Here is a 15,423-nt window from a genome sequence, read left to right on the forward strand (position 1 = left end):
CCCTTGTTACAGTAGATCGGTTTCCCTGTAGCGTTGCTCATCGCGCAGTTTATCGCGGGCGATGTACAGCGCCGCGATTGCCCGGGCCTCGTGGAAATCCTCACGCAGTAGCAGGGCCGGCAGCTCTTCAATCGCGTGCGTTTCGACAATCAGCGGCTCGGGTTCATCGCCTGGCAGACGCTTGGGATAAAGATCCGTCGCTAGCAGCACCTGCATCCGATGGCGCATGTAGTTCGGCGCCAGGGAAAGCTCGGCAAGCGGTTCAATACGGTGCGCGCCCACCCCACACTCCTCCATTAACTCGCGGTTGGCGGCGGTGATGATATCTTCACCAGGATCCACCAAGCCTTTAGGAAGCGTCAGCACATAGTCTTCAAACCCGGCGGCGTACTCGCGAATCAACAGCACGTGCTCGGGGTCAGGCATGGCCACCATCATCACGGCACCGCGGTCAGCACCGGTTAAACGTTCAAACTGACGCTCCTCACCGTTGGAAAAGCGCAAATCGAGTGATTCAACCTGAAACAAGCGGCTCTGCGCCACGGTAGTGCGCGTCAGAATCCGCGGCTTTTGGGGATAGCCGGATGAGGAATGATTGGCGGTGGGGTCGTGGCGGGGCATCGTGCCTCCATGGCTGGTAAATGGCGGTTAGGCTACAATAGCACGGCTTATAACATTCGCGATGGGAGCGGCAATGATCGAGTGGAGTGAAATTGATACCGTACTACTAGACATGGACGGTACCCTGTTGGACTTGCACTTTGATAGCCATTTCTGGCTAGAGCATTTGCCGCGGCGCTACGTTGAGCTTCACCAATTAGATGAGGCGACTCAAGACACCCTACGGGCCAGAATTATTGGCGAGCAGGGCACGCTCAACTGGTATAGCTTAGCCTATTGGAGCCGTGAACTCGGCGTCGATATCGTCGCCCTCAAGCGGGAAGTGCAGCACTTAATTGGCTTACGCGGCGACGCCCTGGATTTTCTGACCTGGCTAAAGCAAGCCCACCCTCGTGTGGTGTTGGCGACCAATGCCGACCGTGCCAGCCTAGCGCTAAAACTACCGCTGACGGGGTTGGAAAACTACCTGGATGCCATCATTTCATCAGAAGATGTGGGTGCGGCAAAAGAAGATCAAGCGTTTTGGGCGGCGTTACAAACGATAGAACCCTTCGACCCGGCTCGGACGCTGTTTATCGACGATAACCCTCACGTTTTGGCGAGTGCCCGCATCTACGGTATTCAGTATTTGCTCGGCATTAAACAGCCGGATAGCCAGCGGCCGGAGAAGGCGCTGGAGGAATTTATCGCCCTGGATCGATTTGCCCAACTGCTGCCCCGTGTTTAAGCAGCGAGGAGAGCGTCAATGAGCGACAGCGTTCGCTTGGATAAATGGCTGTGGGCCGCCCGGTTTTTTAAAACCCGCGCCCTGGCCAAAAAAGCCATTGAAGGTGGCAAAGTGCACTATGATGGTGCCCGTGCCAAAACCAGCAAAAATGTCGAACTAGGGGCGCTCATTAAAGTGCCTCAGGGCTGGGACGTGTTTGAGGTGGAAGTGACCGCACTGTCCGACCAGCGGCGAGGTGCCTCGGAGGCTCGCAAGCTCTACACCGAAACCGAGGAAAGCGTTCAACACCGTGCCCGCGAGGCCGAAGCACGCCGGTTGAACAATCAAGTAATGCAGCATCCGCTTAAACGGCCTGATAAAAAGCAGCGTCGCGAAATTCAGCGTTTTCAACGCCATCAGGGTGAGTGAATCCTTACTGGCGTTCCCCCCCAATTCTGTAACGGTTTTTTATGTCTGATCAAATCCAACGTTTTCTGTTCGACCACACCAACGTGCGCGGCGAGATCGTGACACTCGCCAACGCCTACCATGAAGTGCTGGATCGGCACGCCTATCCACCCGTGGTGAACCAGCAGCTTGGCGAGCTTTTAGCCGCCGTTGCGCTGCTGACCGATACCGTCAAGCTGGATGGCACCCTGAGCATCGAAGTACGTGGCCAAGGCGTGCTGTCATTACTGATGGCCGAATCCAATCCCGGTGGTGAACTGCGGGCGATCGCGCGGATTGCCGACGGCGGCGATTTACCTAGCGAGTCCGCCAGCTTTCGCGAACTGGTAGGTAACGGGCAAATCGTGATTACCCTCGATCCGAGCGAAGGCAATCGCTACCAGGGCATCGTCGCGCTTGATCACGAGACGCTAAGCGGCTGCTTGGAGGCTTATTTCAGCCAGTCGGAACAGCTACCCACGCGGCTGTGGCTGGCCGCAGACGGTGAGCGGGCAGGGGGCTTATTATTACAACGCCTGCCCGATGCCTCGCAAAACCAGGATGTGGATGCCTGGGAACGTAGTGTGCATCTCGCCGACACCATCAAACGCGAAGAGCTGCTCGGCCTTGAACAGCGCGAGGTACTCTACCGCCTCTACCACGAAGAAACCGTGCGGGTGTTTGACCCCAAAGCGCTACGCTTTGGCTGCACATGTTCCCGTGAGCGAATGAGCAATGCATTGTTGACTCTGGGCAGCGAGGAACTGCGTGATATTTTGCGCGAACAAGGCGAAATCGACACCCAGTGCCACTTTTGCCACACGAAATATCACTACACGGTCGCGGAAATTGAAAGTTTATTGGAAGACCCTGACGCACCGGCACCCACCATTCATTGATTTTGTAGTCGTGGCCGTAAACGTACCGGGTTAATGCACCATTCGCGGGCGCGAGTCATAGCAGTGAGTTGGGCGATTCGGCCAAACGGCTGTTTGAAAAAATACTGCGCCGCAACACAAAATATGGTGTCAATGTCGTAGTTTAACTACAAGATATTTGCTTTAGGCCCCCGTTTTCCGGGGGCTTTCTTTTTGCCATAATGCGCCGGACTTAAGCGCCCAGCCACGAGCCGGGATGAACTTTTGAAAGGCGTCGGTGACGCCCGGTAAACGAGAAAAGCGGCCGCAAGGCCCAGGAATCGACATGACCACGACTCAAGCCGCTCATCAAGCCCACGTTAACCTCTGCAGCGCCGAACTGATCGAGCGCGCCGTGGCCCGTGGCGAAGGCCGCCTGTCAGCTAACGGTGCTCTGGTAGTGAACACGGGCGTTCGTACCGGCCGTTCACCGAAAGACCGCTTTATCGTTGATGAACCGTCTACCCGTGATAGCATTGATTGGGGTAGCGTCAACCGGCCTTTCGATGCCGACAAGTTCTCCGCACTGTGGGCGCGCGTCGAAGACTATCTCGGCACGCGCGAGCACTTTACCTCCGAGCTGCACGTGGGCAGCGATTCCGTCCACTACCTACCGGTGCGGGTCAGTACCGAAACGGCCTGGCAAAACCTGTTCGGGCGCACCATGTTTGTCCGCCCCCAGGCTTTCAACCCGGCCGTGAAAGACGAGTGGACGATTCTCAACGCTGCCGATTTTGTCTGTGACCCAAGCCGTGACGGCACCCCCTCAGATGGCTGTGTGATCATTAACTTCGCCGAGAAGAAGGTGCTTATCGCCGGTATGCGCTACGCCGGTGAAATGAAGAAAGCCATGTTCTCGGTGCAAAACTTCCTGCTGCCCGACGCCGATGTGCTGCCCATGCACTGTTCCGCCAATGTCGGTGAAGATGGCGAAACCTGCCTGTTCTTCGGCCTCTCCGGCACCGGTAAAACCACCCTGTCCGCCGACCCGGCCCGTTACCTGATCGGTGACGACGAACATGGCTGGGGTGACGGTACCGTGTTCAACATGGAAGGCGGCTGCTACGCCAAGTGCATCGACCTGTCCGAGAAAAACGAGCCGGTCATCTGGAACGCCATCAAGTTCGGCACCGTGCTTGAAAACGTCGTACTCGACGACCATCGCGAGCCGGATTACGTCGACGATAGCCTGACGCAAAACTCGCGGGCAGCTTACCCGCTGGAGCATATTGAAAAGCGCGTGCCTGAAAATCTGGCGGGCGAGCCAAGCGCCATCGTTTTCTTGACCTGCGACATGTCCGGCGTGCTGCCACCAGTCTCCGTGCTATCAAAGGAAGCGGCGGCGTACCACTTCTTGTCAGGTTACACCGCTAAGGTGGGCTCCACCGAAATGGGTTCTTCGGAAGGGCTAGCGGCAACGTTTTCTACCTGCTTTGGTGCACCGTTTTTCCCACGCCCTGCACGCGAATACGCTGACCTGCTGGTCAAGCGTGTCGCTAAGAAAGATGCCCAGGTGTACCTGGTCAACACCGGCTGGACCGGCGGGGCCTACGGTGAAGGTGGCTCGCGCTTCTCGATCCCGACGACCCGTGCGATCATCAGCGCGATCCAGTCCGGCGTGCTGCGCGATGTGCAGACCAAGCATATTGATGGGCTGAACCTGGACGTGCCGGTGGCAGTGCCAGGTGTTGAAACACGCTTGCTCGACCCCCGCGATACTTGGGAAGACCGAGCAGCCTACGATCGTCATCGCAAAGAGTTGGCGAGCAAATTCGTCGACAACTTTAAGAAGTTTGAGGGCGTTAGCCCGGCCATTCTTCAGGCGGGGCCGCAGGTAACCTAATCATAGGTTTCGCGTGTAAGGTTAGAACGTTAGCACCACTCAGGTGTCAGAAAAGGGTAGCGCTGCAGCGCTACCCTTTTTCAATGGGCGTGTTGATATGCGCCTTTTTGACCGTGATGGGAGTTGGCTTATGAAACGTCGTCACTTTTTAGGTCTGACCGGGCTCACTGGGCTCGCTGGGTTTATTCCCGGCCTGTCGTTTGGTTTTCCGCGGCTTGATCTTGAAGCGGCTCCTGGCTTAGAGAAGCTCGAGCTCAGCGAGTCTGAATGGCGAGAGCGGCTCTCGGACGAAGCGTTTGAGGTGCTGCGTGAGGCGGGCACCGAGCCGGCCTTCTCAAGCCCGCTGGATCAGGAAGAAGGTGAGGGTGGATACCGCTGTGCAGGCTGCGACCTGCTGCTGTTTACTAGCGCAATGAAATACGATTCGGGCACCGGCTGGCCGAGCTTTTTCGAACACGTTGAAGGGCATCTGCTCAGCGAACTAGATTTCAAAATGGTGTGGCCGCGCACCGAGTATCATTGCGCTCGCTGCGGTGGTCACCAAGGTCATGTGTTTGAAGATGGGCCCGAGCCGACCGGGCTGCGCTGGTGTAACAATGGTGTCGCGCTCAGGTTCGTGCCTGCGTAATCACATCTTGCTGGGTGGGCGTTTGGACGACCGTCGCAATGAAAGAGCGTGAGGTGGTAGGCGTATCGCCCAAGCCATGCCAGCCGTGATGGGATTATGGTACCTTGTTAGCACTTATTAGTGCTGCATGAGTTATTAGTCATTTATGGATGTTAATCAGCGTATTATTTCTCGCTTAGCCGTCGAGCTAAACGTTCGGCCTGAGCAGGTCTCCGCCACAGTGGCGCTTCTGGACGGCGGCGCTACCGTGCCGTTTATCGCCCGCTATCGTAAAGAAGCCACCGGGGCGTTAGACGATACCCAGCTTCGTCAACTTGATGAACGCCTGCGCTACTTGCGCGAGCTGGAAGAACGCCGCGAAACGGTTCTTGCCGCCATTGATGAACAAGGCAAGCTGGACGCGACACTCAAGGCCGCGATTGACTCGGCTGAAACCAAACAGCGCTTGGAAGACTTATACCTACCGTTTAAGAAAAAGCGCCGCACCAAAGCGCAAATTGCCCGCGAGGCAGGCCTTGAGCCGTTGGCCGATGCGCTGTTGGCCGATCCAACGCTCACCCCGGAAAGCGAAGCTGCTAGTTATTTGCGCCCAGCAGAAGGCGATATACCCGCTATTGACGATGCTAAAGCTGCCCTGGATGGCGCCAAACAAATCCTTATGGAGCGTTTTGCCGAAGACCCCGAGCTGATCGGCCAGCTACGCGAACGGCTTTGGCAAGACGGTGAGCTAAGCGCTCGTGTGCTGGACGGCAAGCAGGAGGAGGGCGCTAAGTTCTCAGACTACTTTGAGCACGATGAGAAACTCGCCAAAGCGCCATCTCACCGTGCCCTGGCAATGTTCCGGGCGCGCAACGAAGGCGTGCTAAGCCTGTCGATTCGCCTTCCCGGCGAAGAAGAGGCCCCCGTTCATCCCGCCCAAGTCGCCATTGCCAAGCAGTTTGGCATCAGCGACCAGAATCGCCCGGCGGATAAATGGTTAGCCGAAGTAGTGCGCTGGACATGGCGCGTCAAACTTTACACCGCCCTGGAAACCGAGCTGCTAGGGCGCTTGCGTGAGCAGGCCGAGAAAACCGCCATCGACGTGTTTGCCGCCAACCTAAAAGACTTGCTGCTGGCTGCGCCAGCGGGGCAAAAAGTCACCTTGGCGATTGACCCGGGCTTGCGAACCGGTTGCAAAGTAGCCGTGGTTGATGCCACCGGACAATTTATCGACCAAGCGACGATTTACCCCCACGCACCGCAAAACCGTTGGGATGACGCGCTAGCCGAGTTGGCCAAGCTGGTGAAACAGCACGGCGTACAGCTGATTGCGGTGGGTAACGGCACCGCCAGCCGTGAAACCGATAAACTGGCTGGCGAGCTGCTTAAGGCGCTTGCGCCCGATCAGCGGCTAAGCAAGGTCATGGTGAGCGAAGCGGGCGCCTCGGTTTACTCTGCCTCGGAATACGCCTCTAAAGAGCTACCAGACCTTGACGTGACCGTGCGCGGGGCGGTGTCGATAGCCCGTCGCCTGCAGGATCCCCTGGCCGAGTTGGTCAAAATCGAGCCTAAATCGATTGGCGTTGGCCAGTATCAACACGATGTCTCCCAGGTGCAGCTTTCCCGCAGCCTGGAAGCGGTCATCGAAGATTGTGTTAACGCCGTGGGGGTCGATCTCAATACTGCGTCCAGCGCGCTGCTATCTCGCGTGGCCGGGCTAAGCGCAGCGATTGCGGATAACATCGTCGCCCAGCGTAACGTCCAGGGGGCATTCAAAAGCCGACAAGCGCTTTTAGACGTCAGCCGCCTCGGGCCCAAAACCTTTGAGCAGTGCGCCGGCTTTTTGCGTATTCATCAAGCGGAAAACCCACTGGATGCCAGCGCCGTTCACCCGGAAGCCTATGTCGTCGTCGAGCGTATGGCGAAACAAAGCGGTCGTAACGTGAAAGGCTTAATCGGCGATAGTGCAACGCTTAAAACATTGAAGCCTGGCGACTTTGCCGACGAGCGCTTTGGCGTGCCCACGGTCAGCGATATTCTTAGCGAGCTGGATAAACCCGGCCGCGATCCGCGCCCTGAATTTAAGGCCGCTGAATTCCGCGAAGGGGTCGAAACGCTTAAGGATCTCAAGCTTTCGATGGTGCTGGAAGGCACGGTCACCAACGTGACGCACTTCGGCGCCTTTGTCGATATTGGCGTTCATCAGGATGGCCTGGTGCATATTTCGGCGCTCTCCGACCGCTTTATCGACGACCCGCGTAGCGTGGTCAAGGCGGGCGACATCGTCACCGTGAAAGTCATGAGCGTGGATATTCCGCGCAAGCGGGTGGGGCTTTCCATGCGTTTGGATGACGAGCCGGAAACTGAGCAAAATGGCGATCGCCAGAGTTCTCGCGATGAACAGCCGCGCAAGCCTTCGCGTAGCGATAAGCGACAAGCCAATAAACCCAGCGAATCACCCGCCGCAGTGGGGGCGCTTGGCGCAGCGCTGCTCAAAGCCAAGCAAGGCAAATAGTCGCGCGTCATGAAAAGCTGTGTCTTGAAAAACCATGGTTGCCGCCATATCCTGCTGGCTATTTTTAATGGGTAGGCGTTGGCATTACCACACGATTTCACCAAGGCCCGTGTGTGCGGGCCTTACTGACAAGGAGTGTTCACCTTGCCTGAACCACTCACTGTGCCGTCTTCATTAACGGCCACGGTCGATCGCTTGTTACCCAGCGCTCGGCTGGGTCGTCTCGGTCGCCTGCGCCGTGGGCTTGAGAAAGAAGGTCTGCGCGTTGATGCAAATGGCCACATTGCGCAAACGCCGCACCCGTACGCGTTGGGCTCTAAGTTAACCCATCCGCATATTACGACTGACTACTCTGAGGCGTTGTTAGAGTACATCACACCGGTTTTTTCGGAACCTCGGGAAGCACTGTGCTTTTTATCTGACCTGCACACTTTCTCCTATCATCACCTGGAAAACGAGTGGATCTGGCCGGGAAGCATGCCGTCGCGGTTGTCGGGTAATGACAGCGTGCCGATTGCCGATTACGGCTCTTCAAATGTCGGCACCATGAAATATGTTTACCGTAAAGGGCTCGACGTGCGCTACGGGCGCATCATGCAGGCTATTGCCGGGGTGCATTATAACGTCTCGTTACCCGACAATATGTGGCAGGCGCTGCGTGAGTTGGAAGAGGCGACGAATGTATCCTTCAACGATTATCGCTCGACCCGCTACTTCAGCATGATTCGGCATTTCCGTCGCCACAGTTGGTTGCTGCTATACCTCTTTGGAGCTTCCCCTGCGGTGGATAAAAGCTTTTTGCCGGAGGGCCAGGTGCCCGAAAAGCTCAAGCCGTTAAGCGACGATACCTACTATGCCCCCTACGCCACGACGTTGCGCATGTCGGATTTGGGCTATCAAAACAAGGTACAGTCGCAGTTAAAAATTTGCTTCAACTCGCTGTCCAACTATGTGAATACACTTCGCCATGCGATTTCATCACCTTGGCCGGATTATCAAAAGCTAGGTGTAAAAACAGGCGACGAATGGCAGCAGCTTAATGCCAATATTCTGCAAATCGAGAACGAGTACTACAGCGATATTCGCCCCAAGCGGGTTGCAAAACATAACGAAACACCCAGCCAAGCACTGGAAGCCCGGGGCGTGGAATACATCGAAATCCGTTGTTTGGATTTAAATCCTTTTGCCCCGCTGGGTATTGACGAAACCCAGATGCGCTTTGTCGATACCTTCCTAATGTGGTGTTTGCTAAGCGACAGCCCGTGGATCTCGGATGAAGAGTGCGACCGGTTGGATGACAACCGTCGCTTAGTCGTGGAGCGCGGGCGAGACCCGGCCCTGACGCTGATTAACGACGGCGAAACCACGACCGTCCGGCAGTGGGGCGAGCAAATGTTTGCTGAAATGGCAGAAGTCGCGCGGCTACTGGATGCGGTAGAAGACGGCACGCCGCATGCAGCGGCACTAGAGGCGCTCGCGCCGCGTCTCAAAGATCCCTCGTTAACGCCATCGGCTCAGTTGCTGGCGCAACTGCAAGCCGGCAACGGCTCACTCAGCGATACACTATTAAGCCTTGCCCAAGCCCAGGGCGTCGAGCTTAAAACCACGCCCATGCAGCGTTCGCGCGAAGCGTTATTAGCTCAGTTGGTTGATACCTCCCATCAACAACAGCACGATATCGAAGCCGATGATCAGGTGAGCTTTGACGAATTTTTATACGACTACTTTGCCCAAGCGCGGGAGTCGCGGATGTTATCGCCACTGCCAATGGAGAATAAACCATGAAAACGCCGTCTATTCGTCCAGCGGCGCTGTTGGGGGTCGCTTTTTGTATCTTGATGATGGCGGTCGCGTTGGGGCTTGAGCATCTGGGTGGATTGGAACCTTGCCCGCTATGTATATTCCAGCGCGTGGCCGTGATAGCGACCGCGTTAGTGTTATTGATAGCCACGCTGCATAACCCCGCTGGACGGGCCGGCAAAGTGGTATACGGCGTGTTGGGGCTTTTGACGGCTGGTACAGGGGCCTTTATCGCAGGTCGCCATGTCTGGCTACAATCGTTGCCCGCTGATGAAGTGCCTTCCTGCGGCCCAGGCTTGGATTACATGATGGATATTTTGCCGATGCAGGAGGTCGTCGCCATGGTTCTGACCGGCTCAGGCGAGTGCGCCAATATAGACTTCAGCCTATGGGGACTATCGCTACCGGCGTGGACGCTGATTGGCTTTGCACTACTGTTGCTCATACCACTACGTATGATTGTACTAGCGCGCCAGCGCGCAATGCTGTTCAGTTAATAGGCTTAACCCAATATTAAGGAAACCATTCTGGCCAGGATTGACAGGGCCGAGTGGAAAAGCGAGTCTAGCTTTGTTAACGGTGGCGACAAGCAAGGAGAAGCCCCATGCTCGAAGATTGCAAGAATGCCCAGGAGCGCTGGGGTGGCGTTCACAGCCTAATTGACCGGTGGCTGCAGCAACGTCGTGATTTATTGGTAAGTTTTATCGAGCTAAAAGAGGCCTGTGACGCAGAACTCGAAAGCGTCAGCAAGTCGCGCATTGATCATTTCAGCGAATCGCTGATGGATTATATCAGCGCGGGGCACTTTGAAATTTACCCCCAGCTTGCCGAGGAGGCCCGCGCCTTCAACGATGAAAGCGCGCTTCAAACGGCAGAAAAACTGCTCGAGCGTCTGGAGATGTCAACGGAGATGGTGCTGGCGTTCGATACCGATTACGCCTCATCGGTGAGTTGCCAGCAAAACCTTGCGCGGCTGCCTGCCTGGATAGATCGGCTGGCGCGTGGTTTAACCGAGCGCTTTGCTCTGGAAGATCAGCTCATCGCCCGCCTGCACGCAGCACACAGCCCCGAAACATCCAACGCCCCCGCCTGATAATAATAATCGTGCCGCCGCAGTTTAACGCTTGTAGATGACCTGATCGCCCGACAAGTCGGGCTCCTACATGGGCCCTGTGCATGCATTGGGTTTGTAGGAGCGCAATTCATTGCGCGATCAGGAATCATCGAGGCGCCGAGGGTGATTGCTTGTAGATGGCCTGATCGCCCGACAAGTCTGGCTCTTACAAGGGCTAGGTGCATGCATTGGTTTTCGTAGGAGCCTAATTCATTGGGCGATCAGCAATGATTGAGCCACCGCAGGTTATCGCCGACAAGTCTGGCTCTTACAGGGGCTAGCTGCATGCATTGGGTTTTGTAAGAGCTCAACTTGTTGAGCGATCATGACGGATCGGGCCGCCGCAGGTTATCGCCCGACAAGTTGGGCTCATACAGGGCTGTATGCATTGGGTTTGTAGGAGCGCAATTCATTGCGCGATCAGCAGTGATCATGGCGCCGAAAGTGATTGCTTGTTGTCAGCGCCATCGCCCCCCTATCACCAGCATGCAGGGTGTAAGCAGCAGCGTGAGCGCGGTGGCAAAGGTGAGTCCGCCGGCAATGGCGCTCGACATCTGTGTCCACCATTGCGCTGAAGGCGCATTAAAGCCAAGCGCCGGGGCGAATAAATTAACGTTAATGCCGAGTACCATCGGCATTAACCCAAGCACCGTGGTGATGGCGGTAAGCAATACCGGGCGTAGGCGCAGGCTGCCTGCTTCCAACGCTGCCTCTGTTGGGGTTATACCTTGACCACGCAGTTCGTTGTAAGTGTCGATCAAGACGATATTGTTGTTCACCACGATCCCCGCCAGCGCGATGACCCCCATACCGACCATAACAATGCCAAACGCTTGGCCGGTGATCAGCAGCCCCATCAATACCCCAGCCGTCGAAAACACAATGGCCGAAAGCACCAGCACCGCCTGGTAATAGCTATTGAACTGGGTCACCAAAATCAATGCCATCAGGCCAATGGCAATCAAGAAGGCGCTCACTAGGAACTGCATCGATTCCTGCTGATCCTCCTGCTCCCCGGCTACGTTGACCATCAAGCCATCTGGCAGCTTATCTTGGCCTGCGGCTAATAACGCTTGCAGGCGCTCGTCAGCCAAGTAGCCGGGCACTAAATCCGCCTCAATGGTAATTGCACGGCGCCCATCAATACGGTTCAGGGTGCCTACTTTGGGGGCAGGCGTAAACTCAACAAAGTGAGCAATCGGCACCTGACCACGCGGGGTGTTAATGGTTAAACGCTCAAGCTGGTTGAGCGTGCGCCAGTGTTCCGGCAATCGCACGCGAATATCGACTTCATCATTAGCGGTAGGAGGGCGGTAGCTAGCGACTTGTAGCCCTGTAGTGAGCAGTTGAACGGCACTACCAATGGTGGTGATATCGGTGCCCATGCGGGCGGCCGCTTCTCGGTCGACGTTTACCTGCCACTCCACCCCAGGCAGGCTGCGGTTATCCTGAATGTCGGTGAAGCCGCCCAGCTCGCGCATCAGCGCGATAATTTGATCAACCCCAGCGTCGGCAATGTCGGGGTCGGTGGCACTCACTTCCAGCACAATGGGCTTCCCGCCGCCGGGGCCCATTTCCTGCTCCTGGAATTCCAGGATAATGCCGGGAATATCCTGGGTACGCTCAGCCATATCGTCCAGAATCACACGGGCAGGGCGGCGCTTGTGCCAGTCGATAAACTGAAACTGCAGCATCCCAATGACATCGTTGCCCATTTGCTGGTTGGGTACCGCAAAAGAGCGGGCATATAGCGCTTCGACTTCCCCCATGTCGCCCAGCCGGTGTTCTACTCGCCGTAGAATGGCATCGGTTTCTTCGGCGGAAAAATCGCCGCGGGCGCGCACCAGCACTTGGGCGCTGTCGGGCTCTACGTTGGGGAAAAAATCAACGCCGTGATTAAATCGGGCATAGCCGGTGTACAGCAGCGCAATTAGCAGTAGTGCAAATAGCAGCACCCAAGCGGGGTGCTGCAATAAGCGCCCCAGCACGCGGCGATAGCCACGCCCAAGCGCCGTACTTTCGTTAATGGGGCCAGCACTTGCAGGGGCTGAGTGAGACGTACGGGTAAACAACCGCCCTAGGGTGGGCAAAAACACCAGTGCCATGGCCAGCGATGCGAGTAGGCATAAGATGACCGTTGCTGGCAGGTACTTCATGAACTGTCCCACCACGCCGGGCCAAAACAGCAGCGGCAGAAATACCGCCAGTGTGGTGGCGGTGGACGCAATCACCGGCCAGCTCATTCGAGTTGCCGCGTTTAACCATGCCTGATGGGGTGTTTGCCCTTCATGGAGGTGGCGATCGGCCAGCTCGCTGACCACAATGGCGCCATCCACCAACATGCCCGCTACCAAAATCAGCCCGAACAACACCACAATATTGAGCGTAAAACCAAACGCCCAGATCAATAGAATACCGGTTAAAAAAGCGCCGGGGATGGTGAGGCCGACCAGCAGTGCCATACGCCAGCCCATTACCGCCACCACCACAATCAGCACTAGCACGACGGCGGTTACCACGTTGTTCAATAGCTCAGAGAGCATGTTTTCTACGGTCTCTGATTCGTCCAAAATCGTGGTTATACGCAACTGTTCGGGCAGTAGGTCATCCGCTTGGGCAAAGCGATCCCGAACTGCTTCAATGGTGGCGATAATATTTGCCCCGGCACGTTTGGAAATCTCCAGTACTACCGCAGGCTGGCCATCAATGCGCGCAAACCCTTCCGGATCTTTGAAGGTGGGGTTGATCCACGCCACGTCGCCAAAGGTGACCACCTGGTCATCGTCAACCTTCACCGGCATGTTCATAACATCGTTTAACGATTCGATAATGCCAGGGACTTTTAGCGCCAGTCGCCCCGCGCCGGTATCCAAACTACCCGCTGCCACCAAGCGGTTATTGCGTGAAACCCGATTAAATAGCGTATCGAAATCAACGCTATAGCTGTCTAGAACCAGCGGGTCGACGACAATTTCCAAAAGGTCTTCCCGCTCACCGGCAATATCGACTTCCAGCACATCCGCAATGCCTTCAATTTCCTCCTTCATGCGGCGTGCAATGGTCATGCGTTCGCGGGTGTCCAGTGCTCCGGAAAGCCCGATGCTCAGCACCGGAAACTCGGAGACGTTGACCTCCATCACCCGCGGCTCTTCGGCCTCATCCGGTAGACTGCTACGCGCGATATCAACGCGCTCGCGCACATCGGAAAGCGCCGTGTCGGGGTCAAAGCCAGGGTCGAACTCCAGGGTAACCGAGCCATGCCCCTGGTTGGACTGCGCGGTAAACTTGCGTAGCCCTTCAATCCCTCGCAGTTCTTGCTCCATCGGGCGGATCAGCAGCCGTTCGGCGTCTTCAGGGCTAACACCTTCTAATGAAAGCGAGACATAAATAATCGGGATGGTAACGTCGGGATTGGCTTCCTTGGGGATCACCTGCCAAGCGGTGGTGCCCGCCAGCAATAGCCCGACCAGTAACAGAAGGGTGGTGCGCGTGTGGGTGAGCGCCGTATTAATCAACTGACGCATGACCACCTTCCTGAACAGGCACGGGCGTTACTCTCTCGCCTGGGCTGACTAAGCCTGCCCCAAGGGTAATCAACTCAACGGGATCGGGCAGGCCAGTAACGTAAGCACGTTCGGTACCAGCGCTGACTAACTCAATGGCGGTTTGGGCAACGCGGTTATCTTCAACAATATGTTTGATGGCTAATTGACCCTGCTCGTTGAGGTTGAACAGGGCGGGTGACAGTGTATGAACCTGGCGTGGCGGAAGCGTCACAGTGAATTCGGCGCTGCCCCCCGCCAAGCGCAGCCTATCAGGGTTGTCCAGCATCACTTCGATATAAAACGTTCGGGTGGCTTCGTCGGCACGGCGGCTAATGTAAGACACCTCGCCAGAAAGCGAGTGGCCATTGAGTAGCCGCGCGGTGACCGGCAGGCCAACGCTCAAATCGCCTATCTGCTGTTGGGAGACCCAGGCGGTGCCGGTTAAGCGGCGATCATCAATCAGTCTTGCCCACTCCTCGCCAGGCTGCAGCAAATCGCCAAGCTCTACTTGCACGCGGTCAAGCATGCCTGCAAAGGGTGCAGTGGGGCGGGTATCGCTTAGTTGTTTTTCCAGTTGGGCCACTTGCGCGGCGCTGGCGCTGAGCGCGCTTTGCCGACGTAGCAGCTCCGGCTGGGAAATCAGCTCGCGGTTGCGTAGGCTTTGGGCACCCGCAAGCTCTGCCTCAGCGAGGGCCCGTTCATCGCGTGCCTGCTGTAACCGCTGAGGGAGGGCATCGTTATTCAGCACCAGTAGCGTTTCCCCCTGGCTGACCATTTCCCCCTGGGTCACGGGCTTTTCCGCCACATAGCCGGTTACGTTGGCGCGCAGCCGTGTTTCGCGTTGGGCGGTAAGTTGGCCTTGCAACACCTGTTGGGGAACATACGGGGTGCTTTGCTGGGTGATTACTTCCACCCGAGGCGTTGTGTCGCGTTCAGTGGCGTTTGATTCAGGTGGCGTGCTTTGGAAATGCTGGAAATCGCCAACCGCCAGCCATATCCCCAATACCAGTACGAGGAGGCTGGCCAGGGCGTAAGAGATGGGGATTCGTCGCATGGGGTATTGATATCCCTAGTAACCCAAAAAATATGTCGCAGGGTAAAGCGTCGTAAGGTAGAGCAAAGCAGAAAGCTAAGCTAAATACCCCGACATACCATAGCGCAACTGGCGTCTAGCGGCGAGTACCAAGCCGCTGTTTGGATTGGAGTCGTCTGTTTGTCTGATTGAGTTTTTTTTATCCTGGGCATACCATCTTCTGCTGAACCACTCCTCAGGCGAGAACCATCCCTAGGTTAACCAATCAAGGAGCA

Annotated in this window: 12 protein-coding genes; 9 read left to right on the forward strand and 3 right to left on the reverse strand. The window is 56.5% G+C overall.

The features are described 5' to 3' along the window. Positions 1-6: 6 nt before the first annotated feature. Entirely contained in the window at positions 7-621 is a 615-nt protein-coding gene (gene nudE, locus BLR97_RS09205; protein WP_089705300.1) for an ADP compounds hydrolase NudE, read from the reverse strand. Between the two features lie 73 nt (positions 622-694). Between nudE and yrfG the strand changes: the two genes are divergently transcribed. The 9 genes from yrfG to rsd all read left to right on the forward strand — a co-directional run bounded on the left by yrfG (position 695) and on the right by rsd (position 10,549). Continuing rightward, positions 695-1,348, forward strand: coding sequence for a GMP/IMP nucleotidase (gene yrfG, locus BLR97_RS09210; protein WP_089705303.1), 654 nt, complete (start codon positions 695-697; stop codon positions 1,346-1,348). An 18-nt stretch (positions 1,349-1,366) separates the two neighbouring features. Continuing rightward, positions 1,367-1,756, forward strand: a complete 390-nt coding sequence (gene hslR / locus BLR97_RS09215) for a ribosome-associated heat shock protein Hsp15 (protein ID WP_089705306.1) — start codon at positions 1,367-1,369, stop codon at positions 1,754-1,756. A gap of 41 nt (positions 1,757-1,797) precedes the next feature. After that, positions 1,798-2,673 (forward strand): Hsp33 family molecular chaperone HslO, encoded by an 876-nt coding sequence (hslO, locus tag BLR97_RS09220; protein WP_089705309.1) that lies wholly within the window; start codon positions 1,798-1,800, stop codon positions 2,671-2,673. A gap of 304 nt (positions 2,674-2,977) precedes the next feature. Next, positions 2,978-4,534, forward strand: a complete 1,557-nt coding sequence (locus BLR97_RS09225) for a phosphoenolpyruvate carboxykinase (RefSeq protein WP_089705312.1) — start codon at positions 2,978-2,980, stop codon at positions 4,532-4,534. 130 nt (positions 4,535-4,664) lie between these two features. Continuing rightward, on the forward strand, positions 4,665-5,162 hold the full coding sequence (msrB, locus tag BLR97_RS09230; protein WP_089705316.1) for a peptide-methionine (R)-S-oxide reductase MsrB: 498 nt from the start codon (positions 4,665-4,667) through the stop codon (positions 5,160-5,162). A gap of 145 nt (positions 5,163-5,307) precedes the next feature. Further along, positions 5,308-7,656 (forward strand): Tex family protein, encoded by a 2,349-nt coding sequence (locus BLR97_RS09235; RefSeq protein ID WP_089705318.1) that lies wholly within the window; start codon positions 5,308-5,310, stop codon positions 7,654-7,656. 144 nt (positions 7,657-7,800) lie between these two features. Further along, positions 7,801-9,441, forward strand: coding sequence for a glutamate--cysteine ligase (gene gshA, locus BLR97_RS09240; protein ID WP_089705321.1), 1,641 nt, complete (start codon positions 7,801-7,803; stop codon positions 9,439-9,441). Continuing rightward, on the forward strand, positions 9,438-9,953 hold the full coding sequence (locus BLR97_RS09245) for a disulfide bond formation protein B (RefSeq protein WP_089705324.1): 516 nt from the start codon (positions 9,438-9,440) through the stop codon (positions 9,951-9,953). Before gshA ends, BLR97_RS09245 begins: the two co-directional genes overlap by 4 nt. 107 nt (positions 9,954-10,060) lie before the next feature. Beyond that, a complete protein-coding gene (rsd, locus tag BLR97_RS09250) occupies positions 10,061-10,549 on the forward strand; it encodes a sigma D regulator (RefSeq protein WP_089705328.1) in 489 nt (162 codons plus the stop codon). Between the two features lie 479 nt (positions 10,550-11,028). Here rsd and BLR97_RS09255 read toward each other — a convergent pair whose 3' ends face one another. Both BLR97_RS09255 and BLR97_RS09260 read right to left on the reverse strand, forming a co-directional pair. Continuing rightward, complete coding sequence (locus tag BLR97_RS09255) at positions 11,029-14,094, reverse strand: efflux RND transporter permease subunit (RefSeq protein WP_089705331.1); 3,066 nt, start codon at positions 14,092-14,094, stop codon at positions 11,029-11,031. Further along, a complete protein-coding gene (locus tag BLR97_RS09260) occupies positions 14,078-15,169 on the reverse strand; it encodes an efflux RND transporter periplasmic adaptor subunit (RefSeq protein ID WP_089705333.1) in 1,092 nt (363 codons plus the stop codon). Before BLR97_RS09260 ends, BLR97_RS09255 begins: the two co-directional genes overlap by 17 nt. Between the last annotated feature and the right edge of the window lie 254 nt (positions 15,170-15,423).

Source organism: Vreelandella arcis, from assembly GCF_900103865.1.
Lineage (GTDB): Bacteria > Pseudomonadota > Gammaproteobacteria > Pseudomonadales > Halomonadaceae > Vreelandella > Vreelandella arcis.

Bases quoted from the DNA above. Each gene is read 5' to 3' on its own strand.
- nudE (WP_089705300.1), bottom strand. From the start codon at position 621: ATGCCCCGCCACGACCCCACCGCCAATCATTCCTCATCCGGCTATCCC.
- yrfG (WP_089705303.1), top strand. From the start codon at position 695: ATGATCGAGTGGAGTGAAATTGATACCGTACTACTAGACATGGACGGT.
- hslR (WP_089705306.1), top strand. From the start codon at position 1,367: ATGAGCGACAGCGTTCGCTTGGATAAATGGCTGTGGGCCGCCCGGTTT.
- hslO (WP_089705309.1), top strand. From the start codon at position 1,798: ATGTCTGATCAAATCCAACGTTTTCTGTTCGACCACACCAACGTGCGC.
- BLR97_RS09225 (WP_089705312.1), top strand. From the start codon at position 2,978: ATGACCACGACTCAAGCCGCTCATCAAGCCCACGTTAACCTCTGCAGC.
- msrB (WP_089705316.1), top strand. From the start codon at position 4,665: ATGAAACGTCGTCACTTTTTAGGTCTGACCGGGCTCACTGGGCTCGCT.
- BLR97_RS09235 (WP_089705318.1), top strand. From the start codon at position 5,308: ATGGATGTTAATCAGCGTATTATTTCTCGCTTAGCCGTCGAGCTAAAC.
- BLR97_RS09245 (WP_089705324.1), top strand. From the start codon at position 9,438: ATGAAAACGCCGTCTATTCGTCCAGCGGCGCTGTTGGGGGTCGCTTTT.
- rsd (WP_089705328.1), top strand. From the start codon at position 10,061: ATGCTCGAAGATTGCAAGAATGCCCAGGAGCGCTGGGGTGGCGTTCAC.
- BLR97_RS09255 (WP_089705331.1), bottom strand. From the start codon at position 14,094: ATGCGTCAGTTGATTAATACGGCGCTCACCCACACGCGCACCACCCTT.
- BLR97_RS09260 (WP_089705333.1), bottom strand. From the start codon at position 15,169: ATGCGACGAATCCCCATCTCTTACGCCCTGGCCAGCCTCCTCGTACTG.